General features: G+C 40.9%; 24 protein-coding genes and 1 riboswitch. Of the genes, 8 read left to right on the top strand and 16 right to left on the bottom strand.

Translation table 11 applies throughout. The features are described from left to right. Position 1: 1 nt before the first annotated feature. The 3 genes from IYN84_RS19625 to IYN84_RS19615 form a co-directional block, all read right to left on the bottom strand. On the bottom strand, positions 2 to 829 hold the full coding sequence (locus IYN84_RS19625) for an ABC transporter ATP-binding protein (RefSeq protein WP_196140975.1): 828 nt from the start codon (positions 827 to 829) through the stop codon (positions 2 to 4). Positions 830 to 933: 104 nt separating this feature from the next. Beyond that, positions 934 to 1128: riboswitch (cobalamin riboswitch) on the bottom strand. A 177-nt stretch (positions 1129 to 1305) separates the two neighbouring features. Next, a complete protein-coding gene (locus tag IYN84_RS19620; RefSeq protein WP_196140974.1) occupies positions 1306 to 1716 on the bottom strand; it encodes a hypothetical protein in 411 nt (136 codons plus the stop codon). A gap of 265 nt (positions 1717 to 1981) precedes the next feature. Continuing rightward, a complete protein-coding gene (locus IYN84_RS19615; RefSeq protein ID WP_196140973.1) occupies positions 1982 to 2539 on the bottom strand; it encodes a cob(I)yrinic acid a,c-diamide adenosyltransferase in 558 nt (185 codons plus the stop codon). 249 nt (positions 2540 to 2788) lie between these two features. Here IYN84_RS19615 and IYN84_RS19610 point away from each other — a divergent pair, with 249 nt between their 5' ends. Together IYN84_RS19610 and IYN84_RS19605 are read left to right on the top strand one after the other, a co-directional pair. Beyond that, a complete protein-coding gene (locus tag IYN84_RS19610) occupies positions 2789 to 3544 on the top strand; it encodes a helical backbone metal receptor (RefSeq protein ID WP_196140972.1) in 756 nt (251 codons plus the stop codon). 171 nt (positions 3545 to 3715) lie between these two features. After that, positions 3716 to 4087 carry a truncated hemoglobin gene (locus IYN84_RS19605; protein WP_196140971.1) on the top strand — a complete coding sequence of 124 codons (372 nt, stop codon included), beginning with the start codon at positions 3716 to 3718 and terminating at the stop codon, positions 4085 to 4087. A 41-nt stretch (positions 4088 to 4128) separates the two neighbouring features. Here the strand turns inward: IYN84_RS19605 and IYN84_RS19600 are convergent, their stop codons facing one another. Further along, positions 4129 to 6549: a zinc-dependent metalloprotease gene (locus IYN84_RS19600; protein ID WP_196140970.1), complete on the bottom strand. Its 2421-nt coding sequence runs from the start codon at positions 6547 to 6549 to the stop codon at positions 4129 to 4131. Between the two features lie 441 nt (positions 6550 to 6990). Here IYN84_RS19600 and nfuA point away from each other — a divergent pair, with 441 nt between their 5' ends. From nfuA to IYN84_RS19585, 3 genes are all read left to right on the top strand, one after another. Continuing rightward, positions 6991 to 7566: a Fe-S biogenesis protein NfuA gene (gene nfuA / locus IYN84_RS19595; RefSeq protein ID WP_196140969.1), complete on the top strand. Its 576-nt coding sequence runs from the start codon at positions 6991 to 6993 to the stop codon at positions 7564 to 7566. Between the two features lie 199 nt (positions 7567 to 7765). Further along, the gene (locus tag IYN84_RS19590; RefSeq protein WP_196140968.1) at positions 7766 to 8020 is read left to right on the top strand and encodes a hypothetical protein; all 255 of its coding nucleotides are present in this window, start codon (positions 7766 to 7768) and stop codon (positions 8018 to 8020) included. Positions 8021 to 8093: 73 nt separating this feature from the next. After that, positions 8094 to 9020: a VanZ family protein gene (locus tag IYN84_RS19585; protein ID WP_196140967.1), complete on the top strand. Its 927-nt coding sequence runs from the start codon at positions 8094 to 8096 to the stop codon at positions 9018 to 9020. Between the two features lie 35 nt (positions 9021 to 9055). Here the strand turns inward: IYN84_RS19585 and IYN84_RS19580 are convergent, their stop codons facing one another. The 7 genes from IYN84_RS19580 to IYN84_RS19550 form a co-directional block, all read right to left on the bottom strand. Next, positions 9056 to 9949, bottom strand: coding sequence for a GIDE domain-containing protein (locus IYN84_RS19580; RefSeq protein ID WP_196140966.1), 894 nt, complete (start codon positions 9947 to 9949; stop codon positions 9056 to 9058). Then, positions 9946 to 10521 carry a LemA family protein gene (locus IYN84_RS19575; RefSeq protein ID WP_196140965.1) on the bottom strand — a complete coding sequence of 192 codons (576 nt, stop codon included), beginning with the start codon at positions 10519 to 10521 and terminating at the stop codon, positions 9946 to 9948. The genes IYN84_RS19580 and IYN84_RS19575 overlap by 4 nt, the downstream gene beginning before the upstream one ends. A 162-nt stretch (positions 10522 to 10683) precedes the next feature. Beyond that, a complete protein-coding gene (locus tag IYN84_RS19570) occupies positions 10684 to 11931 on the bottom strand; it encodes an efflux RND transporter periplasmic adaptor subunit (protein ID WP_196140964.1) in 1248 nt (415 codons plus the stop codon). A 46-nt stretch (positions 11932 to 11977) separates the two neighbouring features. Next, entirely contained in the window at positions 11978 to 14401 is a 2424-nt protein-coding gene (locus IYN84_RS19565; protein ID WP_196140963.1) for an ABC transporter permease, read from the bottom strand. Further along, entirely contained in the window at positions 14364 to 15032 is a 669-nt protein-coding gene (locus IYN84_RS19560) for an ABC transporter ATP-binding protein (protein ID WP_371735008.1), read from the bottom strand. Before IYN84_RS19560 ends, IYN84_RS19565 begins: the two co-directional genes overlap by 38 nt. 225 nt (positions 15033 to 15257) lie before the next feature. Beyond that, a complete protein-coding gene (locus tag IYN84_RS19555; RefSeq protein ID WP_210330744.1) occupies positions 15258 to 15824 on the bottom strand; it encodes a hypothetical protein in 567 nt (188 codons plus the stop codon). Between the two features lie 257 nt (positions 15825 to 16081). After that, positions 16082 to 17008 carry a GyrI-like domain-containing protein gene (locus IYN84_RS19550; RefSeq protein ID WP_196140962.1) on the bottom strand — a complete coding sequence of 309 codons (927 nt, stop codon included), beginning with the start codon at positions 17006 to 17008 and terminating at the stop codon, positions 16082 to 16084. 239 nt (positions 17009 to 17247) lie between these two features. Between IYN84_RS19550 and IYN84_RS19545 the strand changes: the two genes are divergently transcribed. The 3 genes from IYN84_RS19545 (at position 17248) to IYN84_RS19535 (ending at position 20359) form a co-directional block, all read left to right on the top strand. Continuing rightward, positions 17248 to 18342, top strand: a complete 1095-nt coding sequence (locus IYN84_RS19545) for a mechanosensitive ion channel family protein (RefSeq protein ID WP_196140961.1) — start codon at positions 17248 to 17250, stop codon at positions 18340 to 18342. A 185-nt stretch (positions 18343 to 18527) separates the two neighbouring features. After that, positions 18528 to 19169: an OmpW family protein gene (locus IYN84_RS19540; protein WP_196140960.1), complete on the top strand. Its 642-nt coding sequence runs from the start codon at positions 18528 to 18530 to the stop codon at positions 19167 to 19169. Positions 19170 to 19504: 335 nt separating this feature from the next. Further along, entirely contained in the window at positions 19505 to 20359 is an 855-nt protein-coding gene (locus IYN84_RS19535) for a YitT family protein (RefSeq protein ID WP_196140959.1), read from the top strand. 61 nt (positions 20360 to 20420) lie between these two features. Here IYN84_RS19535 and IYN84_RS19530 read toward each other — a convergent pair whose 3' ends face one another. The 5 genes from IYN84_RS19530 to IYN84_RS19510 all read right to left on the bottom strand — a co-directional run bounded on the left by IYN84_RS19530 (position 20421) and on the right by IYN84_RS19510 (position 25997). Beyond that, complete coding sequence (locus IYN84_RS19530) at positions 20421 to 22448, bottom strand: peptidase domain-containing ABC transporter (protein WP_196140958.1); 2028 nt, start codon at positions 22446 to 22448, stop codon at positions 20421 to 20423. Between the two features lie 10 nt (positions 22449 to 22458). Further along, the gene (locus tag IYN84_RS19525) at positions 22459 to 23703 is read right to left on the bottom strand and encodes an HlyD family efflux transporter periplasmic adaptor subunit (protein WP_196140957.1); all 1245 of its coding nucleotides are present in this window, start codon (positions 23701 to 23703) and stop codon (positions 22459 to 22461) included. Next, positions 23696 to 24688: a hypothetical protein gene (locus tag IYN84_RS19520; protein WP_196140956.1), complete on the bottom strand. Its 993-nt coding sequence runs from the start codon at positions 24686 to 24688 to the stop codon at positions 23696 to 23698. The genes IYN84_RS19525 and IYN84_RS19520 overlap by 8 nt, the downstream gene beginning before the upstream one ends. A gap of 136 nt (positions 24689 to 24824) precedes the next feature. Beyond that, positions 24825 to 25781, bottom strand: coding sequence for an MvdC/MvdD family ATP grasp protein (locus IYN84_RS19515; protein ID WP_196140955.1), 957 nt, complete (start codon positions 25779 to 25781; stop codon positions 24825 to 24827). A gap of 48 nt (positions 25782 to 25829) precedes the next feature. Continuing rightward, the gene (locus tag IYN84_RS19510) at positions 25830 to 25997 is read right to left on the bottom strand and encodes a hypothetical protein (RefSeq protein ID WP_196140954.1); all 168 of its coding nucleotides are present in this window, start codon (positions 25995 to 25997) and stop codon (positions 25830 to 25832) included. Between the last annotated feature and the right edge of the window lie 407 nt (positions 25998 to 26404).

Raw genomic sequence — 26404 nt, 5'->3', positions numbered from 1 at the left:
ATCACTCCATAACCTCAGAGTGTTTTATGTTGCTGGCCATATCAAATGAAATTCTGATCTTCTGGTTGAATGGATGACGATCAACTTTGGCTCGTACATTAAAAACCGATTCGATTTGCTCTTCGGTTAAAACCTCTTCTACGCTCCCTTGAGCAACTATTTTTCCCTTGGACAACAATATCAAACTATCACAATAACTTGCAGCAAGGTTGAGGTCATGAATACTGACCACTACCGTAATTCCCATTTTTTTAGCTAGTTCCAGAACTTCAATTTGATGGCGTACATCCAGATGGTTTGTTGGTTCATCCATTAACAAAATTTCAGGAGTTTGCAGAATTGCGCGAGCGATAATTGTTCTTTGTTTTTCGCCGCCAGACAGTGAATTAAATGGTTGACTCAGCTTATCTTCCATATCAACCTGAATCGCAGCACGAACGATCGCTGCGTGATCATCTTTGCTATCAAAAGACAACAGTGATTTATTAGGCGTCAATCCCATTCGAATAACGTCGTGTACGCTTAATTCAAATTGGGTGTCAGGTTCCTGCAACACAACCGCAATTTTCTGCGCAAGCGATTTACGGCTATAGTTTTCGACAGGAGTTTGTTGAATACTCAACTCGCCACTGGTTAATTTATTTTTCCCATAAATCAAACGTAGCAATGAAGATTTTCCGGCCCCATTAGGACCAATCAAACCAACAAACTTGCCGCTTTGAACAGACATGGAAATACCGTCAAGGATTAGCTTGTCGCTAACTTTCCAGCATAGATTCCGAGTCTCAATAACGGCACGGTTTGTTGTCGATCTGTTTTGTTTGAACATCGCCAGATATCTTATGAGGAGCGGGCATGACTGGCGGAGGAGGAAAGAGAAGCTCGATTAGCTTGCACGACACATCACTACACCATCGAGTAACCCGCTCGAATAGTATTCGATCACTTTTCGGCAGGTCTCCTGGCTCGTAGAGTTAACCTTCAAGCACCTTCCCAATCGCTTAGCTTATAAATAAACCGGAGATCAGTGGTATTGCTTTCAGCTCTACTTACAGTTGCGGGCACAGCCGCGGAGTTAAACCGCGTTCCCTATTAAGCGCATGGCGCACCGAATATTAAGCGCGCAGATTATAGCACATCGCAATCACCAGAAGGAATTGGTTTTTGGTCGGTAAAAATGGATGGGATTTATCTCTACTCAATTATTTAATTGAAATAATAGCTTTTATACTAAAGAGTAATATAAAAATACGGTGAGGTTGTTATAGAGAAATCAAAGGTTAGCGATAACAATAAAAAACTTATTCAGTGCTTTTCCATTAGCCAGCGTCTCGCTGCGGCGATATTATGAAAAACCTCAGCTTCGACACTCGTCTTTGAGATCAGTAGTTTATACACTTCGAGTAAGGCAATGTTCAAAGTATCCGATGCAACTAATGCCAGCTTATAGTTTGTCCCCCGCAGGTTCAAATGCTCAACAACAAACTGTGCATGTTCCTCAATTTCAGGCATTTCCAAATCCGAATATGCCCTCGAATAGTCATACAAGGCGTTCATATTCTTCTTAAAATCAGGATCATTAATAAGCAGGGAGAATGAATGATCCAGATGCTTTCGCGTTATACCACCTTCAAATGTAATTTCTGCGAAGCCTCGGTCCTTGTCAACCTTAACCTGTACCAACCTATCTAGCTCTTCAGCTTGATTAGCATCCATGAAATAACACTCCTAAATTATCTCTATTCGCTGAAAATCAATACTTGTGTCTATGTAAATCAATGTCTGTATCTCTATAGATCAATGTCTGTATCTCTATAGATCAATATCTGTATCTCTACTCTGATCTATTATTTTAGTCGATTTAGCAAAATAATAGGGGAAATAGAGCCCAGAAATGATTAACTTCCAATTCCAATACCTAATCCTGAAAGCACTGATTAGGCTTCCAGGGCTCGAATCATCCTATTCATCCCGAATAGCGCTAGGACTTGTCAGAGGTTCTTTTTGACTGCCACATCTCCTCGCTGCCATCACCTTTACTGAGCAAACGACAGAAAACAAACAATAAATCTGATAGTCGGTTCAAATACACCTGGACTTCAGAATTGATGCTATCTTCCCGAGAAAGAGTAACCAAACGACGCTCTGCTCGACGGCATATAGTTCTCGCCATATGGCAGCAGGTAGTTGCGAAACTGCCTTTAGGAAGAACAAACTCTTTGAGTGGTGGTAATTCCTGATTAAATTGGTCCAACCAATTATCTAGATCGATAATATGTTCAGGTTTAATTAGCTGATAATCCGGCATCGCTAATTCTCCTCCCAAATCGAACAGTCGATGCTGAATAACATTTAAACACTTGGCCATATCTTCTCTTATCGATTGACTGGTTACCATACCTATTGATGCGTTCAGCTCATCAACCGCACCGATAGCTTCGATACGAGCAGAATCTTTATTTAGCCGTTTATTCCCACTGATACCCGTAGTTCCATCATCTCCAGTTTTGGTAGCTAGTTTTGAAAGTCGGTTTCCCATAATATATACCATTGTCCAATGTTCTATAAAACCAACAACCTGCGGTCGATGGTTGGCTCTTATTGACAGCTAGTTCGGGCTGCTCCGAGCTGGATAAATATTTAAAGCACTCTATTCTAGGTGCTTGCTAAAGGGTTGCAAGTCTTTTTCATATTAATCAACCGCCCAAATTTCAGGAGTGTCAGCTACAGTTGTCCTGATACTACAGGTATAATTAGCAGAACCGAGTATCACTCTGCCATAAGTAGTATGAAAATAATCTGCCTGGTTCCCTCAATTACAGAAACCTTGATTGCATCAGGAGTAGAGCTGATTGGGCGCTCGCGCTTTTGCATTCATCCCAAGCCAGCAGTCGAATCAATTCCCAAGGTCGGCGGAACGAAAGACGTCGACTGGGACAAGGTTAGTCTCCTCAAACCGGACCTGGTTATTTTTGATAAAGAAGAAAATACGTTGGAAATGGCAAACTCCTGTCCATTTGACTATATCGCATTGCACATTCAATCAATCCATGACGTCGCCAAGGAACTTGCGAGACTCGCCAATAAAATTAACAACTCCAACTTGACTTCCATTGCTCATCGCTGGGAAGAAATCGCCACAGCAGAATTCTTTAAATCAAAAATAAACGAGATACCCGGAGTAATTGAGTGGTGGAAAAAGCCAGAAAAACAAAGTCAGCTTATCTACCTGATCTGGAAAGATCCCTGGATGGCGGCCGGTGAAAAAATATTTATTCAATCTATGCTGGATCACCTGGGTTATAAAAACCAAAGAGTCAGGTTTGATCATAAATATCCTCAGATTTCATTGCAGGACTACCCTCCTGAAAAAACACTACTGCTTTTTTCGAGCGAACCATTTCCATTTGAGCGCTATCGCTCAGAGCTTTTGTCTCTGGGATATTCGTGCGCTCTGGTTGATGGAGAAAAGTATTCCTGGTACGGGATTCGTAGCCTGGAATTTCTGGAGAAACAAAGAAGTTTGTCCCGTCTCCACATCTAAAGTAGTCACACTTTATGCTTTTTAGATATATTTAGCTTAATCAGGTGAGATATACCGCTCAGTGTTCCATATCAGTGACTATAATAGAATCTGAGTCCCCAAATTATCGTCAATAACTAAAACGAAATACATAATCAAGCGAAATACCTGACAGCCTCTGGAAATCACTGGATGAACGACCATACAATATTCAACAGGATCGGTGGAAAACCAACAGTAGAGGCTGCTGTAAATCGTTTCTATGATAAATTCCTGCTCGATCCTGAAATCGCGGAATTTTTCACTGGAATACCGCTCGATGCTCAAAAAATAAAACTTCGACGATTTTTCACATTCGTGCTTGGCGGAGAGTCGGAAATATCAATGGCACGATTAAGTGAGATTCACGCGCCCCTGCTTGAAAGAGGTCTCAATCAAAATCACGTTGATAAGTGGTTAACCATGATGTTAAATACGCTTGAAGAGCTCTCTATTCCCAAAGAAATTATCGAAATTATCAGGGAAGAGCTGCAGCCGTTTGCTAAAGAAATTGTTCCTGATTGAGCACTACTAAAAAAGGCGCATTTAAATGCGCCTTTATGCCATTAAATCGGAGAGCCAGGGGGTACAGTCGGAACCGGAATTACCTTAGGTTCTGGATGACTCAGAATCGCATCCATTCTGCTTGCCTGATAAGCGTAAAAACCATAGTAACTCGTCGTCTTTCTTACCGCAGTAAGTTTCCGCTGCAGGTAATCTTTTTCTTTTAAAATCACACCCAAAATCTGCATTTTCACTTGTTGCGAAGTATTTTCGTTGATATACAGATTCAAGTAGTGCGTGTATACCAGATCGACAACCGCTTGATGGAGAACAGCATCGATACCATCAAAGTTTTGCTCGATAATTTGCTGATGAACTTCTGTCGCGATCGAATCAATGGATGGAATGGTAGGGTCTGTGGCGCTTTGTTCTATGAGACGAGAAAGTCGCTCACTATTGAAAAGACCATTCAAACTAATTTGGGCAGAAGCCTGTGCCAACGCAATTTGATCAAATGCCGCGCCACTCGCTCCGACAACTGATTCCCGAGTAGACCTAAACCCGTAAGCATTAGGTGGTATAGACTGTGCAATGTTAGCTGGCAGTTTTAAGAAGTCTGACTTCAGAGTTGCTAAAATGGCATTCAAAGCGGCAGTCTGTTTTTCTCCTGAAACCACATTAACTTTCGGTAACTGGTTATTTCGTTTTATAGAATAATCATAATCCAGTCCACCAATCAGTTTAACCGCCGCAGTAGTCTGGTAGCGATGGAATAGGTAGACAGGCACTAAAACCTCCTCCAGCTGTGACCAGGGGGTGCCACGTTTGATGCTTTTGCTCCCCAGATTACCTAACGCAACCTGGCGAAGTTCGAACATTCTTTTTAGCTCTGCAACCGGATCACTACCATTGTCCCATAAACTTGCCCTGGCATTGGGACTTCCAACGCTCCTTGCATCCTGATCGGTAATATAAAGCATCCCTTTCTGATCATTTTGAGCAATCAACTGCTTCAACCACGCCTCTTCTTTACCCTTTGCAAAATCCTGGTACCCGTAAGCTATGACCGCCATATCCCAGGCGCCCAAGCTATTGGTGTAGGCTTGACCTGCCACGATCTGATTCCCCTGCAATTGAAACAGTGGATGCGGATAGTCCATAACGGATGCTCTGCCGTATGTGCTGGCTGCAAAATTGTGAGCCAGCCCAAGAGTGTGTCCTACTTCATGAGCGGAAAGTTGTCGAATTCTTGCCAAGGCCAACTGAGTTAACTTTTCGTCTTTTTCATCTTGTGCAAAGGGCGACATCATCCCTTGAGCGATCAGGTAATCCTGCCTGACCCGAAGAGAGCCAAGAGTAACCAGTCCTTTTATAATTTCTCCAGTACGAGGATCGGTAATGGTTGAACCATAGGACCAGCCTCGAGTTGCCCTGTGAACCCACTGGATAACATTGTAGCGAACATCCATAGGATCGGCATTGTCAGGTAGCATTTTGACCTGGAAAGCATTTTTATAGCCAATCGCCTCAAACGCTGTGTTCCACCACATAGCACCATCGATTAGCGCCGAACGCACAGGCTCAGGAACGCCCGGGTCGAGATAGTAGATAATCGGCTTCACCGGCTCACTTACTTCTGCATCTGGATTCTTTTTCTCCAGCCGATGACGACCAATAAACCTTTTGGTTAAGGGTTCATTAATCGGCGAAGCATAGTCTTTATATTGAATACTCCAGTAGCCGCTCTTTGGATAAAAAGTTCTAGGCTGATATTTGTCATCAGGGAGGCGGACAAAACTGTGATGCATTTTAAGGCTAATACTGTCCTCTTCGGGGGCAACCTGTTTTAAATACTCACCAGTCCCGTTGCCCACCAGGGTAATTACTGACTCTATTTCTGTATTATCGGTAAATGCTGTGGTGCGCGGCATGTAAACAGCTGAACGAGATTTATCAACTTTAAATCCGCTTCCCTGCTTACGATCAGCCAGACGTCTGGCAACCCCGTGGATATCCTGTAGCGCAAAATCACTCGCGTCAACAAGGACCCATCCCTTACCGCTATCAACAACCTCAAATCCGTAAAGAACAGAGCTTGCAAAGGCTTCTTCCACCGCTTCCCTTTCTTTTATATTGTCACTAACAGCCCTATGCCTCACTGGAATCTGCTTTAGCAGGACTTTATTACCGAGTTGCTCAAATACCGCCAGGCGCGTATCACTGAGCTGTCCTCGATCCAGGCCTATATCATTTGAGCCCAAGCCAGATGGTAAACTCGTCTGATATATAAACTCCTGACCCAGGTTATCAATTTTAAGATAAATCTTATCTTGCTTGACGTCCCGGATAATACTGACAAACCCGTTATCCAGTTCGTAAGATCGCTCTAACTCTGTCAATTTACCTGCCCAGGCAGGCTGCGTAACCGCGAAAACCAACTGTGCTAGTAGTGAGAAGGAGAGAAAGGCGAGCGCATTTTTCATGTCTGATTCCTAAAAGTTGAGAAAAGCCTTATTTTTAGCCACTTACTGAGAAGAGTTCTTATCTAGCCCACAATATAGTGTGAATATCCCATCAAAATCAAGGGATTAGCCGAGTATTTTGATAATTGGTATTAATCCGCAGCTTTTCTGTTTCGGTTATCCAGAAATTACACTTAAATCAAGGCAGGTAGGGGCGCACCGATTTCAGTGATTTACAAATATTCAGCACTACTGTCAGGCCCCAGTTCCCCTTGGCTGGGGCAGCCCCCCCCTTCCCCGTCTGTATTGGGCGATGGCTTTACGGCCGAACTAATAGCAAAAAGTAGAGAATGGAAAAATTAATTGAAATTATTCCATTAAACCCCATAAAAAACATGGATAATAAAAAGCCACGATCTGGTAGAATTCGCGCAGATGAATATTTAAACGTAGTAAAGTCCAATGATTGAAATAACCCTACCGGCTCAAGAACACTTTGTGAAACTTCTCTCTTCTCAAGAAGAAGGTACAGGTATTCGTGTTTTTGTTGTTAATCCCGGTACCCCTCACGCCGAGTGTGGAGTTTCTTATTGTCCAACCGATGCAGTCGAGAAGGACGATCTGAAGATCGAATTTGAGAAGTTCAACGCATTTGTCGATGAAGAAAGTATTCCTTATCTTGAAGAAGCAGAGATCGATTATCAAACAGACGACATGGGTGGTCAGCTTACTCTGCGAGCGCCGAATGCTAAAGCACGCAAAGTTCCTGACGATGCGCCAGCTATAGATCGGATTCGTTATATCATTGAAGCCGAGATAAATCCTCAGCTGGCTAACCATGGCGGACAAGTTGCATTAGCAGAGTTTACCGCAGAAGGTATTGCGGTGCTTCAGTTTGGTGGAGGTTGTCAGGGCTGTGGAATGGCAGATGTTACCTTGAAAGAAGGCATTGAAAAAACATTGCTTGAGAAGGTACCTGAAGTCAAAGGCGTTAAGGATGTAACTGAACATAGTGAAGGGGAAAACCCTTACTATTGATCCACACAGTCGAGAGTCCAAATAGTAAAACTAGCTCAACTCCGATCCTGACTTCAGCTTTTTCCGATAAATAATCTGTTTAGAGCCCGTTCTCCTTTTACGGGCTCTTTATATTCCTCTATTTCTACTTATAATTGTACCTTTCCTCTGAGTGACTGTTTATAGTACTCTGCTGCGGTCAGACAAAACGAATAAGGTTATGCACTGGAGCTCGCTGAAATCTCGATTTAAAAATATGGCACTCACCCCAAAAACCCAACTTAAAAGGCTTTTGGCAGGAACACTGGGTGCTTTGATCTGTATGCTCGCTCTGGTCCTGACTGCAGACCTTGAAATAGCCTGGCTATTTTGGGGGTTATCGATAGCCCTTGGTATTTGTATTCTTTATTCACTGCCGGGTTATTTAGGGATTTGGTTGTGGAGGATGAGAAGCTTTTTCTTTGATCTGGATTAGCTTCTCGCTCCAGTATCAAGAATCGACACCAGTGATTTATTCACTCTACTAAACAAAAACAGGAAGTAGAACAATGAAGTGGATTATTTTAGTAGGTATTCTGGTTTTAGCGAGCTTATTATTTATTGGTAACCCTGACTACTATGATAATCGCATTATCAAGGAAATCTGGGAATCAGGCCACTTTGCACTGTTCGCACTACTGTCCATCGGGTTAATTCTGTTCACTCCATTGCAAAGCAAAAACTTCCTCATTCGCTTTATTGCGATTACGGTGTTTTGCTTAATAGCAGGCCTGGGTACAGAGTTAGCCCAGCTGGCTTTCGGTCGAAGTTTTGAACTAAAAGATATTTTTAATGATTTTGTCGGTGGGTACGCAGGCTTCTGCTTGATGATACCTGGAGATAAAACCAGAAAGACATCTAGCGTCGTGGCCATAATATTGGTTTTCATGCTGTCATTAATTGGAATAAGAGACCTAATTTTTGCAGTGGTCGATGAGACTCGCCTTCCAAAAGAGTATCCTCTTTTAGCGGGCTTTGAATCAGAACTTGAACTAGGGCGATGGGATTCAAAACATGCAACGCTTTCAATTAGCGACCAACACACAACTCATGGTTCAGGCTCATTGAAAATCAACTGGGTTCCGGGAGATTACCCAGATGTCACCTTAAACCATTTTGTCCACGATTGGCGAGATCATAAAGCCATTCACTTTGATCTCTACCTTGAGGGAGATGAATCACTCGATATAGTGTTTAAAGTCTACGATCGCTTACATCCGTCTTCGGGCTATAAGTTCAGTGATCGCTTTAATGAAGAAATCACTTTAAAGCCAGGCATTAATCATTTGAGTTTCGATCTGGAAGAAGTTAAGACTCGCCCCAAATCAAGAGAGGTGGATCTGGCAAATATAATCGCTTTCAGCGTGTTTACAATTGATCTCAAAAAGCCCAAAACCCTCTATTTGGACAGCGTAAGATTAAGCCAGTTTGACTAAAACAAGACGTTAAAATCAATATGAATCTAGTAATACTAGAATAGGTTTTGAGTTAGCAGGTACCCTGCATAAGTCCCTGCCGCAAGGGACAGTGCTAGACAGCCTAGAGACTTCCAGTGCAATCGTTTTGTCAGCGTTTTTGGATCAATTGAAGACAAAATAAAAGGCTGACCACGAGAAGGTGAATAACTCATGGTATGAACGGCCTCGTCCCCTGGCTCGTGTTTAACATGATAGGCTGCCTTTCTAGCGGCAGCTGTTCTGGCGGTTTCCCACTCCTGAATATCAATCTTGCCATCGCCATCAACGTCAAATTTATTCAACAGGAATTGACTGTCTTTTTTCCACTCAGTAAGAATCTCTTTCATCTTTTCCTTTTGTTGAGTCTCGGTACTCGGAGCATGAATAGTTTGAAAAAGACCAATTGCATATAGAAACTGTTCTTCATTCAAACGCCATTCAGTGTAACGGTAACGCCCAAGTTTGGAAAAAAAACCTTTTATACCGGTAGGCTTTGGGAGTGTTGAAGTCCTTGGGTAGCGACTGCTTCCCTCCCAACGCTCTTTCAACGCAGCGGTAATGTCAGCTTTGTCTGGATTAATAACACAACAACCACTGCCATCGTCCAGAGAGAAAAAGGCCTGACTAGAATTTCCTTCAACTTTACTCCAACCATTGCTATTTCCTGATCGTTGATATCTTTCAATTTGATATTTATACCAAAGACATGGCTTTCCAGTTAAGGGTGCAAAAACTCTATTATCTTCAAATGCCTTTGTAAGTCCCTGAAGTTCAACATACCCCTGAGCAGCAGAGCGAATTTTTGATGTTGGAGTATCTTCGATGATTCGCTTTTTGATCAAAAAAGAAAAGCCTAACCATGCAAATACAATACAAGCAATGACTGAAGCGATAATATGAAAAATCATGACTTGAACAACTGCCCTATATCAACATTTGCTTTTTCACTTTCTGAAAATTTGAGCATTTCAAATGGCTTGAAACCGAACAATTTAGCGACAAAAACATCGGGAACCTGTTCAATACGAATATTATTATTATTAACCGAGTCGTTGTAAACTTCTCGTCGATCAGCAATACCATTTTCAAGTCCCGAGATTCTCTGTTGAAGATGGATAAATGTTTGATCAGCTTTTAATTCAGGATAATTTTCAGCCAGCGCGAACAAGTTACCTAACCCAGTTCGTAGTTGAGTTTCGGCATCACCAAGTGCTTTCATGTTTCCCGCAACATTTGCTTTTGCGACATCATTGCGCGCTTGTACTATCGACTTGAAAGTTTTTTCTTCATAAGTCATGTATTGTTTACAAACTTGTACAAGCTTTGGCAACTCATCATGTCGCTGTTTGAGAAGCACATCGATATTAGCGAAACTCTTAGAAACTGTATGCTTTAACCCGACCAATCCGTTATAGATGATGATTAAATATATGAGGACGATGGTTGCAATCCCCAGAGTAATCATGGAAGCAATACTCAAATACCTTCTCCTGTTTATTAGCTTGAATCGAATTTGTCCCGCTAATTTAAATATTCATTGTTCTTTTTCTGATTTACGGTTATCCCCATATTTGTAAAGCAGGGGTTATGAGTAAACGCTTCAATCAAGAAGATATTCCCTAATAATTTCGACAATCCAATACTACCTTGCGACAACTGACACCTCATCAGCAACATGACTACCGGGATGGTTTATCACTTGGTCGTTCAGTTCCAGGCCTTCTATAATTTCTGCGTAGCGCTCATTACGTTTACCTAACTTTACTGAAGTTATGAACGCTTTGCCATCAACCACACGATATACCGACCAGTTTTCATTAAAGCGGAATAGTGCACTCAATGGAATGGACAGTGTTTTCCCGGTTCGGTCAATGATAATCGCGGCTTCAACGCGAAACGCATGCCCTAGAGAGCGCCACTTTTCAACAGGATCGATAAAGCGCAAAACCACATTTACTCTTTGCTCTTCTACTCCAAGCGCCGAAACTTTCGTAAACCCCGCAGGCTCTACCAGCTTAACTTCAGCCAGAATATCCTCTTTTCCTCCCCATCGTTTTATTAAAGCTTGATCACCTGGAGAAACCAAAACAGCATTAGTTGATAGTAGTTCAATAACCACTTCCAGATCCTGAATATTACCGATTTCAACTAAGGGGGTTCCCACAGGCACAACACTTTCATTTTGATGCAATACTTTTAGTACAGTTCCATCAACCGGAGAGTAAATGCAAATCTGACAAGTCGATACAGAAGGCGTTGCGCTGTTAGGTGCCTCGTCAGGCTGGAGAAGCCTGGCTTGAGCAGCCTCAAGCCTGGATTGCATCACCTGTTGGTTAGACTCGGCTGTTTCCAGCTCAGCACGCAAAGTTTTGAGTCTTAGTTCAGCTCTTTCCAGGTTAGCCTTGGAGACACTCCCCTTGTTAAACAGCTCTTGAGTTCTCTTAAAGTCGGCCTCATCATAGTCCAGTTGTGCTTTAGCCTGCTTTACTCTGGCATTAGCCAGAGCAAGAGCAGCTTTCGCGCCTTCAACATCTGCCTTAGCCTGAGTTTCTGATCGCTTATCCAGAAAGCGAGGGTTAGCAGGAGACATGTTTGCCAATACAGTCTTACCGGCCAAAACCCTGTCACCAGGCTCAGCTTCTATTCGCGTTACTCGCCCTTCAATTGGCGTAGAAACCTGATAGATATCATGAATTCGAGTCTTCCCTTCACCTTCTATCGTCACCAGTAATTCTTTTTGCTTGACTGAAATAATATCAACTTTTATCGGCTCTGGCATAAAAGCAAAAATTAGCGCTCCAACAAAAGCCACCACCAAAGTTAACTTTAATAAAAGCTTTATACTTTTTCCTCTTTGCTGTTTCATACCAAATTCGCTTTGTTTATTCATGAATCAAAATTCCATTCCATATTTATAACAAATAGCAACACACAATTTACTCAACACCCTTTTGAGCGCTTACCAAATCAATTTTTTCTACTTGTTGCCAAACCATGTAAAATGATAAAAGTGCGCAAAAAAGAACAATAGTGATTGCATAACCAAAAGTATCCCGATTGACGACCATGGGAATTCGGAATATTTCCGACTCCATAGAGTTCACCATTCCGTGAGCTAACCCGATACCAATGAGACAGCCAAGAGGCAATGAAACCAGTGTTATAATACTAAGCTCACCAAAAAGTAGATAAGCAACTTCTCGTCGAGTCAGACCTAGAACTCTTAAGCTAGCGAGCTCTCTTCCCCTTTCAGAAAGCGCAATTCGAGCAGTATTGTAGATAACGCCGAAACTGATAATACAGGCAAATAAAATATTCGTTGTCACCATCTTCAACAAATTCTCAGCCATAATATCGTCGAATATCTGCTTCAAAACCGATACTATGTTAAGCCCTACAATTTGTGGAATTGATTTCAACCGATTAAAAATAACTCCCGCATACTTTTGATCGATCAACAGCGCAGCACCACTCATTTTGGGAGGTTCATCCAAAAGCTGATTTAAGGCAGTTAAATTCATGTAGGCTCCGGTTCCGATAAACTCTTCGACAATATTAACCACCGGAACTTGTAACTGTTGCCTCTTGCCTTCTAGTACTTCTACAGTAACCTGATTACCAATCTGAATATTGAGAATTTCAGCTAACTTACTATTTAATAAAATTCCCCGCTCAGGCAACCTGACTGGCATAAGCTTTTTATTGACCACTCTGGAGAGTTGAGGCTCAGAACTCAACCCTGTTATAACCCCTTTTTTATAATATTGATTAAACCTCAATTTAACCGGAACTTGCCTGAGCGGTTCTGCCTGAAGCACACCCGGTAGCGCTTTTAGTTCCTCGAGCGCTCTTGTACTTCTTGGTTCAATAAACGAAATATTAATATCTTCCCTTTGAATTACTTCATATTGAACTTCAAGCAGATAATCCATTGAGTCTTTCATGAACAAACTAAAAACCAACACAGCTGAAGCACATCCCATTCCAATGGAAGACAGTAAAGCTCGAGTAAAACGCCTTTCTAGTTGCCTGACAATAATTTTCGAAAGATGGGACAGCCAGGAGTAAAACTTCAATCTATCGAGAAGTCCACGCTTAAATACCGGCGGACTTTCCGGCCGCATAGCTTCCGCCGGGGGCAGTTTTACCGCATTATTGATCGCTACCAGTGTACCGACAACCGCAGCAATAAAACACGAGAATACAGCAATAATCATTACCTCGATTGAAAAGCTGTATTTTAGAATTGGAAAGTGGAAAAACTCAGTGTACATAGCGGTCATTCCACTTCCCATCCAGCTCCCCAACACCAGTCCAATGAGTGCTCCGAGAGTAGACACCACTATCACCATCTTTAAAAAGTGAAGAGAGATATCCAAATCACTATAACCGATGGCTTTTAACATTCCGATTTGCTCTCGTTGAGTCGCAATTTGTCGTGACATTACAACGTTAACCAAAAAAGCTGCGACGCTTAGAAATATAATCGGGGCTAACCAACCTAGTGCGTTAAGTTGTTTCAGCTCGTTCTCAACGAAGAAGTTGGAAATCTGCTCTTTCCTGTCATATGCCATCAAACCGCCATAGTTTTTTAAAACCTGATCAATCGACGACTTTATCTGGATAGTATCCGCTGAAGGGTCAACCTTAACACTAAGATCATTAAATGCTCCCTTCATATTGACTGCAGCTTCCAATGAACGGCGACTCATAAAAAAGACACCGTAGCGTTTAGCATCCGGCATCATCGCGCCTGGCGCAATGGTATAAACATACTCTGGAGACAATACGGCACCGACTACAGTCAGTTTTCGTTTGAGGCCATTCATTATCACTGAAACCTTATCGCCTAACTCCAACCCATGCGCTTTGAAAAAGCTTTCATCAACAAGAATCGCATCTGTCTCGTTCGGAAAAAGCAACCTTCCGTGCCTTAGGTAAACTTTGTTTAGAAGAGGCTCTCCGTGATCGGGATAAGAAATAATTAGCCCGGTTGCAGGTTCAATCATCTCTGGCATTTGCAAAGTCACACCAAAAACGACTCTATCCTGAACAAGAGCAACATCGGGAATCTCTTCTATTTGCTTTACCAAACTATTCGGAGCGCGCTTTAAAGAAGCAAACACATCGGCAAACTGATAGCGGTCATAGTAGGTGTCTTTGGTTAACTTCAAACTATCAAGAACACCGAACATAATAATAAATACAGCAATACCCGCAGCCATCACCATGCTGATAGCTAACATCTGGCCTTTTATTTTCCAGATGTCTCTGAGTAGTTTCTGATTCAAGGTCCCTATCATGTGTACGAGCAACTCCTCCTTACCATGAGACCTGAAAAGGTGAAAGCCTGGACTCATTCAGTTCTACACGACTGACTTTGCCGTCCGCAAAATAAATGACTCTGTGTGCCAATTTTGCGATGGATGCATTATGAGTAATAATCACGCAGGTAGTGTTGAAGTCTCTATTAACCGCCAACAATGCCTCAAGTACAAGCGCGCCTGTTTCACTGTCCAGAGCTCCAGTAGGTTCATCACACAGGAGCACTTCAGGCTGTTTGGCCAGAGCCCTTGCGATAGCAACTCTTTGTTGCTCGCCCCCGGAAAGCTGAGACGGAAAGTGATTCGCTCTTTGTTCCAGTCCTACAATTTCAAGAGCGGCTCGGGGATCCATGGGGTTGTCTGAAATTTCCGTAACCAGAGTAACGTTTTCCAAAGCGGTTAAGCTGGGAACCAGATTATATGCCTGAAAAACAAAACCGATGCTATCTCTGCGATATAGGGTCAATTCCCTACTTGATAGCAAACTCAGGTTTCTATTTTTATAAAAAACCTCACCCTTAGTCGGCTTGTCAAGTCCACCAATGATATTTAAGAATGTTGACTTTCCACTTCCTGAAGGCCCCAGCATTACAACAAATTCCCCCCGGGGAATATCGATATCGACGCCTCTCAATGCATGAACCTGAGTTTCTCCCGACAAATAAATCTTAGTTAAAGCGCGCGCACTATAACTGAGTTTTTGAGTTGAGGACTGGCCATGACCAACGCTTTGCACGGACTCATTATTAGCGGACAATTCTTGCTCCAGAAAACTTCCGACTGCTGTTAATACTAATCGCTAATCATCGAAGGAACAAGGATGCAGCTGCTTTCAATTGATAAATGTCAAATGACTCAATAATTACGCGAAGCGAATCACCAATGAAAGCGACTAGGTAGACTCGGTAAATAAAGAACTTACGGGGCGGGTCGCTAATTGAAAGAGACTAAACAAATACATAACAACTATCACGGTGCTGATAGCAAAAAGACGAGCTTCCGGCCACAAAAACCAGGCGATAAAACAAGCTAGCGCACGCAGGCCTGCATGAACGAGACCTACGGGATGTTGTACTATCCATGAATAAACAACCCAGTGTAAACCCAGACTCACTCCGAGACTCAATGGTACAAACTCCGGCTGATAAAGGTATAAAGGAATGTGAACCACCCATAGCAGATTTACCATAAGTACGCACATTCCCATTAGCTTGGCCAGAGGATTTTTAGACGAGATAAGGTTTTCTTCACGAACTTTAGCGATGAGCAGAGCCAGCGGAAAGATTGCGCCAGTCATGAACAGGAGCACAAGTATGGCGATATCGGAGTCAAGCTGGGTAGATAAAACAGCCACTGAAGACCAGACCATTAATCCAGCAAATGGCATTGACATAGAGCGATTAACAGACAACTCAAAATCGGCTCGATAATCATCCAACGATACGCATTCCTTTGCCAAAACATATCCCTATCTAGACGTGACGAACAGCCTGCCTCTTGAAAACACCCTAAATTCACTCAGGAATTCTTCAAGCAGAAGCTCAGTCAATTTATGCAAACCAAGAAAATCTCAATTAAAGATTTTAACTCTATAAAGGTTTACCTTCAGAAATTTGATTAAACTCTATCAATTTAATTTAATGAAAACAATGTAAATTGTTGGTCATTTGTTTAAACAAATTCCTGTTTGACTAGTTGCGCCAATATCTACAAACCTTATTTTAATGGCAGATAAATTTTGGAAAAAGCATCTTTTTCTGCAACGTCCGGGTAAAAACTGACTCGCTCAATAATTAAAGGATATTCGCCGGGCAACTCATCGACCGTATCAAGCCAGTCTCTGTATAAGTAATCAATCACACTGGCCATATCTGAGTCCCTTCCTCTAAAATCGACTCTGGCACATCGCATGGACGGAATAGTAGACTCTACAATTCCTTGCAGGTTTTCCTTTAGTTCGCTTTTTATCTGAGCACAAAGGTCCATACGGAACTCGCTATCAGCGGTGGTTCTTGGATCGGAATACATGAGATTAAAAGTCCGACTTATTTTAGGAGAAAGCTTATTCTCCTTTCTCCACTGAATAAACTTGCGAAGAGTTAACGGTATCTGTGCAGGCGAGCCTTCATGTTTAAGAACACCCACTCGAACTTTTTCTATCATCACAACTTCTACAGTCGGCCTTTTATCAAGACAATTATCCAGAATATCACTATTTTGATTCATCAACTTACTCCTGATTCTATTGATCGTTTGATTAAGTATTTCCCAGGAATTTAAATCAGGTGACTGGCGAAAAGTACGCGGAGACTGCATGAATTTTTTCTTAAATGCTCTTGAAAAGCCTTCAGCACTTTCAAATCCACATAGAAATGCTATATCAGTTATCGATATTTCACTTCGATAAAGCAATTTGGAAGCCGACCATTTAAAACGAAGTAGCTGAATAAACTCAAAAGGGCTCAATTCGAGCAAGGATGTAAAACATCTTTGAAAATGATAAGAAGAAAGACAGGCGATACTAGCCAGGCTTTTCAATTCCAGTTCATTTTTTTCGATGGGCTCTTCTAATATAAATTGTTTTTCCAGCAGGATTTCAATGTAAGTCACCACTTCAGAAATTCGATACCTAATACTTTTCAACGATACTCCAACCTGTGTTTAATATTTGCGGAAACAAAGTGTAATGACTCTATGAAATTGAAACTTGACTAATCTTGCTCTATTTAAGCTTGTCATGAATAGTTCTGTCAATTTAAAGAAACGGGTATACTCTTTGACTCTCATTAACTCTAATTAACTCTCATTGACGTGTGATACCATTCCAGAATCAAAAAGACTTTGAGCTATAAATGACATAAAGCGAATGCTGAGGAGCAATAATGACAATCAATGCCGAGTGGATTATTGAACAAACCGAGAAGCTGCCCTTCCTCTGGCTCGACTACCTGGTTATCAGCTTGAATCTGATCATTTTCCTTTTTGCCGGATTAATTATCAGAAATTCAGCCAATAAACTTAACTTCGGCAGCATTAAAAATAGAATGATGGGGTTGAGAGCAATCAACCTGGTACTTTTCTGTATCTATGCTTTCGCCGGCCTGTTTGAACTGGTATTCGGCTTTGAAGTTTCACACCTACAACAAATCTCTCAAACCGGTCTGACAATATTGATAGCCTATATAATTATGCATTATGTCCAGAACTGGATTGTCATTAGATTCGGCAAAGAAAAAGAGGTTGAAGGAGAAAAACTTAAAGGCGAATCATACGCCAGCGAAATTATCAGTCTCATCGGTCTGGTGCTGGTATCATCCGTTGTCTTTCTTATTTTAATCAACATATGGGAACTCAACAGCTGGCTACAGACAACAAGTGTCATCGGAGGCGTTCTACTCATATTGTTTGCGTCAAAAGATTATTTTCTGGGGGATATGATCAGTGGTCTGATAATGCACTACAACCACTCAGTCGAAGCAGGCTCAGTGATCCGGGTAAAAGAACTGGAAGTAACCGGTGTGGTGATGCAAATCACTTTGTCGCAAACAGTCATCCGCGATCTAGTTCAAAAACATGAGATCACGATACCTAACTCAAAGCTAAGGAATTCAACCGTTGAAACATTGACCAACTCAAGCAGTAACGGTTTTCGCGACTACCTTGACTTTAAAATTGGTTATCAGGAATCTGCAGAAGATGTAAAAGAGTTTTTGTACTCAGTATGGGAAAAGTCCTGTGAATGTGAAGCCGCACTAAATAATTGCGCGAAGCCTAAGATTATCGTTGTAGAAAACGGAGATCATGCGGTTACCTGGCGCCTCCTGTTTTATATAAATAATCCCTACCGCTTACTGGATGCCAGAAATACTGTACAGACAGTAGCCTTTGAGCTATCACAGCAACATCATTTAGGTTTGAATACGCCGGTCACTCATCAAATACTCAGTGGAAACGTCGCAGCAATCCAGGTTAAATGATTCTGTCTCTCATTTGCTATCAGGATAGGTCAACCAGGTTCCAACAGGCCTGTATATCCTATCCGGGAGATAACCTGTCAACAAAACCGTGACAAAAGTAGGGATATTGATCCCGGTCAACAATTCATACCTCCAAAGAGGTAGTATTCATTCCGTCAATTAACCCTAATAAAATTGAGAGTATTATGAAGAAGACAACTATTGCATTAGCCCTCATGTCAGTTTTTTCAACAGCAGCGATTGCTAACGACTCTGATAACAACTGGATTTTCAGAGCTGGTGCTGCCCATGTTTCGCCAAATGACGACAGTGGAACCATTTTAGGAGGAGGCGTTGGCGTCGACTCATCTACTGGTCTGGGCGTTAGTTTGACCTACATGTTCGACAAAAACTGGGGATTCGAAGTTCTTGGAGCCCTTCCATTTAGTCATGATATCAATGGAACAGGAATTTTAGCGGGTGTACCTATTGGGGAAACCAAACATTTACCACCAACATTTAGCATGATTTACCAGTGGGGTAACGAAACAAAATGGCACGTGGGAGCTGGTCTAAACTACACAGTCTTTTTTGACGAAAAAACCAGTGCAACTCTGAATGGCGTACTTGGTGCCGATGCCGAACTAGAGCTAGACTCCTCAATGGGCGCAGCGGTCAAGTTTGGCTTTGATACTCCAATGACTAAAGAATGGAATTTCACTGGAAATATTTACTACATGCAAATTGATACCACCGCTGATGTTCTAATCGACAATGCGGTTGCTGCGAGTGTCGATGTTGATATCGATCCCTGGGTTGTGATGTTAGGCATATCTACCAACTTTTAATTTCGATTATCGACCATGGGGAAAGTCCAGCTAATCAGCTGGACTTTTTTCATATGGCTATTTATTCATGTGGTATTTTTTCATAACTTCCTTCAAATCCTGAACTTTTGATAGTATCAGTTACGCTTCATTACATTTCGTTATTAGTACATCTCCTTCCTCTTGATCATCATCATACTCCGACAAATCAAAAGCGGTATTCTTAGGGCCCAACTATTTGCTCAGAAAGTTGGTCGATTCGACTAGACTTATCTAACTGAGTGCAACTTGTGGAAACGAGCAATAAGCTTGACAACAAAGATTAGTATCACAGGTTTCTATCTATGCAGAGAACAATGACCCAAATTATTCCCGAAATAAAAAACATCACCTTTATTACGCTAGGTTCAGCCATCCTGGCATGCGGCGTCGCATTTTTCCTTTTGCCTGGGGAAATAGCCACCGGAGGAACACCTGGAATGGGTATGCTGCTCCACTTTCTGACAGACATATCTACTGGTATTTCGATGCTACTTATCAACATTCCGCTATTAATCGCTGGCGTCAAGTTTATCGACTCTCGTTTTGCATTGAGAACGATATATTCGATGGTCGTCACTTCGATAATGGTTGATCTACTTACAACCTATATCAATTTCCCCTCAATAAAAAGTATTTTGCTTTCTACCATTTATGGCGGAACCTGTGTCGGTCTGGGGGTAGGTCTTGTTCTAAAGGGAAATGCATCGGCGGGAGGAACTACAATCATAGCTCGAATAGTCGCTACCTTTACCCATGTAAAACCAGCTCAGGTTGTATTGATCATCGATGCATTTATCGTTTTGGCCGCGGGAGCAATTTTGCAGGATATGGAGAAAATGCTTTGGGCAATGTTGAGTATTTACGCCACAACTCAAGTTATTGACAAAGTTTTGACCATGGCTGTTCCAGAGAAAATTGTTCACATTGTATCCGACCAGGCCGATCTCATTGGAAAAAAAATCAATCAAAAAATGGATCGCGATGGCACAATTTTGTCCGGACACAACCTGATAAACCAACGAGATAAACGGCTACTTTTTGTAGTAGTGGGCGCCAGACGCATTCCACAACTTAAAAGTATTGTGCTTGAGACTGACCCACAGGCGTTAATGATCGTAATGGAAGCCCAGGAAATGACGGGCTCAAGTAAAAGGAACCATCGAAGCTAAGATAATACAGCCTGATATACTGGCCTCTAATAGATAATTAGATTGTTTCTTAGAGGCAGTTTCAAAGTTCAAAAATCCTATCTGCTGACTTAATCGTCTCAGGGCGGTGGGCAATAATTATTCGAGTCATTTGAAGAGCTTTGATAGCTTCGTTGACATTACGTTCTGTTTTTATATCGAGATGACTGGTCGCTTCGTCAAGAAACAATATTTTGGGTTTTTTATAAAGCGCACGAGCCAATAATAACCTCTGCTTCTGCCCACCAGAAATAGTGCCCCCCATTTCTCCAAGATGAGTCGAATACCCCATTGGCATCTGCATTATTTCATCATGAATTGAAGCTTTTCTGGCACACTCTATAATCCATTCATCGTCCTGATTCACATCGAAAAGACAGATATTGTCTTTGATTGATCCCATCAGTAATTGGTCATCTTGCATTACGCTCGCTATTTGTGAACGATAATTTCTTTTACCAACTTTATGAAGCGGAACTTTATCTATTTCAATCGAGCCACTTTCTGCATCGATTAGAGAAAGTAAAATTTTGACTAATGTTGTCTTACCTCTTCCCGATGGACCGACAATCGCAACTGACTCCCCGGAATTAACTTGCAAGTTTATATTATCAAGTAAAAATTCATTATCAGCTGAATATCTAAATGACAGGTTTTTAACTGAAATACTTCCTTCCAGCTTAAAGTTGTTATCACAATCCAAATCCGCTTCGGGTTTGCTATCGGTAATATCACTTAGTCTGTCAAGGTGAAGACGAAGTGATCGAAAAAGAAAGACATTATCGAGCAATCCCAAAAACATGGTAACAAACTGTGATTTATAAGCAATAAACGCAAACATCATACCTAAAGTAAAGGCAGAATCTATAACATAACTGGCAGAGAGTCCGACTACGACAATATTCTCTATGCCTGAAATTAGTCTTTCTCCTGTATGATAATAAAGTTCCTGTTTCTCAAGTTTAACGGCCGCATTTGTCGTATCGACCATGGCATTTTTCCATAGTAAATTTCTTGCATCTTCCAGCCCAAACAGTTTGATCGTTTGAATAGCTCTCAAGCTCTCAATAAAGGTAGTATTCTCTTTGGCTGATGTCTGTATCTTTTTGTATACTCCATTTTGATATATAGGAAACCAGATAACTCGAATGATTATCGACAGGCATAGACTCAGTAAAACTATCAGTGTAAGCGGTACACTGTAACTCAACAGGATCGCCAGTCCAATGATCGAAAAGGTTCCATCAATTACCGACTCAGTAAACTTTGTTGAAATAGCTTCCTTTATTTGCTTTAAAGATTCAAATCTTGAAATTGTATCTCCAACATGCCGATTACTAAAATAGTCCATCGGAAGCTTTAATAAATGATGGAATAACCTGGAACACAGTTCTACGTTTAATAAATTCCCAATAAATATTACTATCCCGCCCCTGACAAGGTTTGTAATGGATTGCAATATGTATATTACCGAGAATCCTATTCCTAAAACGAGAATCAATTCTGTGTCAGAACCTGATATTGCATTGTCAGTAATCGTCTGAATATAGAAAGGTATAATCAACAGAAATGCCTGCATTACAAATGAGAGCATAACTATCTGAAAAAAAGAGGGAAGTAATCTTTGAAGGCCTGCTAGAAGTTCTTTAAAGGAAATAGTTTTTCTTTTTTTCCTGCTTTCAAAATTCTTATTCGGTGAGAGCTCCAGTATGATTCCGGTAAAATGCTTTGAAAACTCGTCCTCAGACAGAACCACCTCTCCATAGGCAGGATCAAGAACAACAAATGCGTTCCTTTTAATTTTTTTTAAAACAACAAAATGCTCCATATCCCAGTGCAATATACATGGAAGTTGAGCTTTCTTTAAGCTATCTATTGACGTTTTGATCGGACGACTTGAAAAGTGGATCGACTCCGCAAGTTTGATTAATTGAGAAAGATTAACACCTCGACTACCTGCACGTAATTTTTCTCTTAGCTCCTTTAATCCAAAACCTCCACCGTGATAGTTGGATATCATCGATAAACAGGCAATGCCACACTCCGACGATTCAGCTTGATACACTATCATAAACTCTTATCTAACCCTTAAATATTTTGATAAATGGCTTAAAAATGTACGTCAGCACCCTTTCCTTACCTAGAATAATTTCTACATTCAGTCTCATCCCAGGCTTAATTGGGTACACTTTTCCTTCATAGGCTAAAACATCGTCATCCAGAATCGCAGTGGCAATATAACTACTTCGAAATCGCTCAAAATTGACAAAATCCTCACTCAGCGCACTTGCTTCTGATACGCTATCAAGCGTAGCATTCAGCACACCATACTTTTCAAAAGGATAGGAATCCAACTTCAGATTGACTGTTTGACCTTCATTAACAAATCCGATCGAGCTGGAGGAAATCATGATTTTCGCTGACAATTTTGAATTCTCCGGTAAAATCTTTGAAAGAAGTTGACCATCCATCACCTGCTGCCCCTCGCTTACAAGTATTGATGTCACAATGCCAGATTTTTTTGCCCGATATACTGTTCTTCTCAAACTATTGGCAGAGTTTATTTTTTGCTTTAGTTCAGATATTCTTATTTCTATATCTTCAACTTCTATCGAATGGCGAGCTTCAGAGTCTGCTATCTCACTCTTTTTGTTCGTTAAATCTAACTCAGCAAGAGTTATCGCTTCGTTTTGCTTGGCAAGTAACATATTAATATCAAACAGTTTTTCTCTTTCACCTTCAATTGAAACAACTTCAATTAAATTTTTACCTTTATGTTTCTCGTAGCGAGACAGCCGCGACATAGCCAGTTTCTTTTTTTCAAGCAAGATTGAACGCTGCTTTTTTGCCAATTCAATAAGTTTTTTTTTGTATAGGACATCCTGACTGGCATCTTTCAAATAACGCTTATAAAGCGCATTCTTATTAACAATTTTCGAACGGTAAAGTGCCAGTTGTTTTTTTGACTCTTCGAGTGATAGCTCGCCGTATTCATTTCCTTCAAGATCAAATTTCCTATTAACAAGTTCAAACAATGGCTCTCCTTTATTAACGCGTATTCCTTCTTTTATATAGACAGTCTCAACTACTGATGTTGACACTGAATATTGCTCTAGCACTCCTGAATCTAGAGAAATTACTCCAACAGCATTCTCGACTCGATTTATCGAAATAAAGTACGAGAGTATGAGCATCACTGTCACAACAAATAATATAAAGCCGACTAAAACGTTGAGCTCTGTTGGTTTACAATCAAGAAGCTGACCAAAGCTTGAGTTTTGTTTATGCAAAACGACTTCTTTGCGAAAAAGGCCTTCCTCACTCATATGCTGTCTCTAAAGACCTGACTTGCCAAACAGAAAGTTTTGGATCATAAAGACAATTTTCTGGTTCAGACGAAAGGTCATCCATTTTCTTTCTAAACCAGCGTGGATTGGCGCAAGCCAGAGAGAATTCACAATTTGAACATTTTTCTACTTTATCTTTTGACCATGTTGCATATTCAGAATATCTTTCACCTTCCAGCAGCGTTTTAAGTGATTTCACATCGGTAACATGACCTATAAGATAGTGAGTATCAAATGGATGAAAGTATAGCTTTTGCTCCTGAGTAAGATAGAGACTATCCGAATTCTCCTGGCCTCCAGAAATCCGACGAATATCTCTTAAACTGCAAAAAAGGTCTTTTGTTCCTTCAATATTTTTGCTCTTCCTGGAATAGTAAATTACGCGCTCGTCAACATTACTATCGACAACGCTTTTATCATCAGACAGGAAATAGTCGAATGGAATAGACAGGGCCTTCTCTATATTGCTTTTTAACACCATTCCTGGGCAGAATAACGCAACATTGTGCCACCCTTGAGCTCTTAATCGCTTGAGAGCGTTTTCTAGTACCACTAAATTCAGCTTATCGGTTTTAATTATAATGTTGTAGCTTGAGTACTTTTCCCTGAGGAATAGAAGTAACTTCATTCGTTCAGGAACAATATCTTTTGTCCAATCGATCCAAACAGTCGATATAAAGCTTAGCTCCAGAGGCTTTCTCACCAGTTCTTTCAACTCAATAAATGGCTTAAGCTCTATAATCAGGTTTCTTTCTTTCAAATAGTTAAAATAGGAACTTACGACCTGCCTGTCCTCTGTAAACTCCTTTAATAGTTCTTCCAATTCAAACTTCTCATAACCAATATAATCAAGTACCTCGCCTACTCCTCGAGGAACAGATTGAACAGTCGAAGCAGACAAGTTCATTAAGCATGTACTTGCTACTCCGCTCTTCCATAATAAATTTGGATTAACCTGAAACATATACCCCTCTCTAAATTTCAAAATCCTTTTTTCTAGAATTTCCGTTATAGACACTATCAAAAAAGTAAATCATATTTGAATCATCTATCGACAATGTCTGATATAGCAGTACAAAACACATTTAACTTCTCCTATTTTAGAGCCACATAGCGATTTCTTTTGATATTTCCATACCGGTAAACCCCTCAATCCACCCCCACTGACCACCAATATTAAGCTCTATAAATACATGTCTTCCTTGCTTATCGACAATCATATCTATAGTGGCAAATGTTAACCCCAGAGATTTCATTAATTTCAAAAGGTTCTGCTGAACAGTCTCCGGAAGCTGATAAAGACAATAAGAAAGTTCACGAAGATTAGAAGCGCGAATATCCACCTCAAAGGTTTGTTCATTGGGGATTACCGCGGCGGCAAATATTTTTTCCCCTACGATAGTGACTCGAAGCTCAACTTCTCGCTCGATTTTTTGTTGCAGCAATGTCGGGCATTCTGGTATATGCTCAATATATTTTGGAAATGTCTCTTTCACGCTCGAAGTAAAAATCATATTAAGACTATATTGAGCCGGATTTGATTTACTGAGCCCTTTGGTAATAACCTCACCGTTATACTTATCGAAAAACCTCTCTGACTGAACGATATCCTGAGAAACAATATAGTCAGGCACATCCAGTTCAGCTTGCTCCGCGGCTCGCAATTGAAACAAAGAGTTATCTGCGCTCTTTTCATTCCATAAATCATTCATCCATCTTGCTGAACTCAGTTGTTCCGATAATCCTTCATACGCAGCGACACATTCGTAAAAACAGAACTGTCTCTCAACCCTGCCTTCAATTTTGTCCGAGGGTCTAAATTTTCCCGCCCTACGAAACCAGACAGACTTAACATCCTTAAGAAACACCTGATTAACTTTATTGGCTCCCGACTCATCTACGACAAAACTTTCCTCTTTGTTCTTGGAAAGATGAAAGTTTATTTGTGAAGGAAAGCTTTCACCATTAAGCCTGAACCAGGGCTTCTCCAGTTTATTGAGAATTTCGATAACACTCGCTGTATTAGGCTCGTTATTCTCTGATAAAAGTAAAATCATGGTTAACTCCATACTCTGCCAGCCAGGGCTGGCAGAGCTTTCGAAAAATTAGATACTACCGTCAACACCACCAGTATCAGACTTAGGATCCTGCTTAGTGTCGCACGAGTCAGCAGTACACTTTGGAGTTAGTGTAAAGACTGTAGAACCGCCACCTGAAACTTGAGCTAATTCTTCTTGAGTAGTGATTTCTTTAAATTCATTAAATTTCTTCATCTTAATTTTCCTTAAGTTAGTTGTTATTGCCAACAGTCATCTGCTGACGGAAGGAATTATTCCGAATATTGGAAAAGTCTACAATGGCCTGAGTTTTATTAGGCAAGAAATGAAATGCTTTTGGCTAAAAATTTAAACTATGGAAATAAATAGTTAATTTTTCTGGCAGAATAATTCATATCTGAATTACAGTGAATCACAAGTTCGTAATCCTTGTGCTTACTCAGGCATACATATGATTTTTAGTAAACAGAAATTCTCTCTATTTGCTACTTACAAAGAAGCGAGTACTAAAGTAGTCGCTCTAGATTGAAAAAGCTTTTGCATTTAGATTTATCGACTGTAATCAAGATTTCAACTTAGATTAAAATAAGGCAAAATATGAGTTAAATGAATAGAAAGGATTC

This window comes from Aliikangiella sp. G2MR2-5 (assembly GCF_015687155.1).
Lineage (GTDB): Bacteria > Pseudomonadota > Gammaproteobacteria > Enterobacterales > Kangiellaceae > Aliikangiella.
This window is presented reverse-complemented; position numbering and strand designations above follow the sequence as displayed.

Bases quoted from the DNA above. Each gene is read 5' to 3' on its own strand.
- IYN84_RS19625 (WP_196140975.1), bottom strand. From the start codon at position 829: ATGTTCAAACAAAACAGATCGACAACAAACCGTGCCGTTATTGAGACT.
- IYN84_RS19620 (WP_196140974.1), bottom strand. From the start codon at position 1,716: ATGGATGCTAATCAAGCTGAAGAGCTAGATAGGTTGGTACAGGTTAAG.
- IYN84_RS19615 (WP_196140973.1), bottom strand. From the start codon at position 2,539: ATGGGAAACCGACTTTCAAAACTAGCTACCAAAACTGGAGATGATGGA.
- IYN84_RS19610 (WP_196140972.1), top strand. From the start codon at position 2,789: ATGAAAATAATCTGCCTGGTTCCCTCAATTACAGAAACCTTGATTGCA.
- IYN84_RS19605 (WP_196140971.1), top strand. From the start codon at position 3,716: ATGAACGACCATACAATATTCAACAGGATCGGTGGAAAACCAACAGTA.
- IYN84_RS19600 (WP_196140970.1), bottom strand. From the start codon at position 6,549: ATGAAAAATGCGCTCGCCTTTCTCTCCTTCTCACTACTAGCACAGTTG.
- nfuA (WP_196140969.1), top strand. From the start codon at position 6,991: ATGATTGAAATAACCCTACCGGCTCAAGAACACTTTGTGAAACTTCTC.
- IYN84_RS19590 (WP_196140968.1), top strand. From the start codon at position 7,766: ATGCACTGGAGCTCGCTGAAATCTCGATTTAAAAATATGGCACTCACC.
- IYN84_RS19585 (WP_196140967.1), top strand. From the start codon at position 8,094: ATGAAGTGGATTATTTTAGTAGGTATTCTGGTTTTAGCGAGCTTATTA.
- IYN84_RS19580 (WP_196140966.1), bottom strand. From the start codon at position 9,949: ATGATTTTTCATATTATCGCTTCAGTCATTGCTTGTATTGTATTTGCA.
- IYN84_RS19570 (WP_196140964.1), bottom strand. From the start codon at position 11,931: ATGAATAAACAAAGCGAATTTGGTATGAAACAGCAAAGAGGAAAAAGT.
- IYN84_RS19565 (WP_196140963.1), bottom strand. From the start codon at position 14,401: ATGAGTCCAGGCTTTCACCTTTTCAGGTCTCATGGTAAGGAGGAGTTG.
- IYN84_RS19545 (WP_196140961.1), top strand. From the start codon at position 17,248: ATGACAATCAATGCCGAGTGGATTATTGAACAAACCGAGAAGCTGCCC.
- IYN84_RS19540 (WP_196140960.1), top strand. From the start codon at position 18,528: ATGAAGAAGACAACTATTGCATTAGCCCTCATGTCAGTTTTTTCAACA.
- IYN84_RS19535 (WP_196140959.1), top strand. From the start codon at position 19,505: ATGACCCAAATTATTCCCGAAATAAAAAACATCACCTTTATTACGCTA.
- IYN84_RS19530 (WP_196140958.1), bottom strand. From the start codon at position 22,448: ATGATAGTGTATCAAGCTGAATCGTCGGAGTGTGGCATTGCCTGTTTA.
- IYN84_RS19525 (WP_196140957.1), bottom strand. From the start codon at position 23,703: ATGAGTGAGGAAGGCCTTTTTCGCAAAGAAGTCGTTTTGCATAAACAA.
- IYN84_RS19520 (WP_196140956.1), bottom strand. From the start codon at position 24,688: ATGTTTCAGGTTAATCCAAATTTATTATGGAAGAGCGGAGTAGCAAGT.
- IYN84_RS19515 (WP_196140955.1), bottom strand. From the start codon at position 25,781: ATGATTTTACTTTTATCAGAGAATAACGAGCCTAATACAGCGAGTGTT.
- IYN84_RS19510 (WP_196140954.1), bottom strand. From the start codon at position 25,997: ATGAAGAAATTTAATGAATTTAAAGAAATCACTACTCAAGAAGAATTA.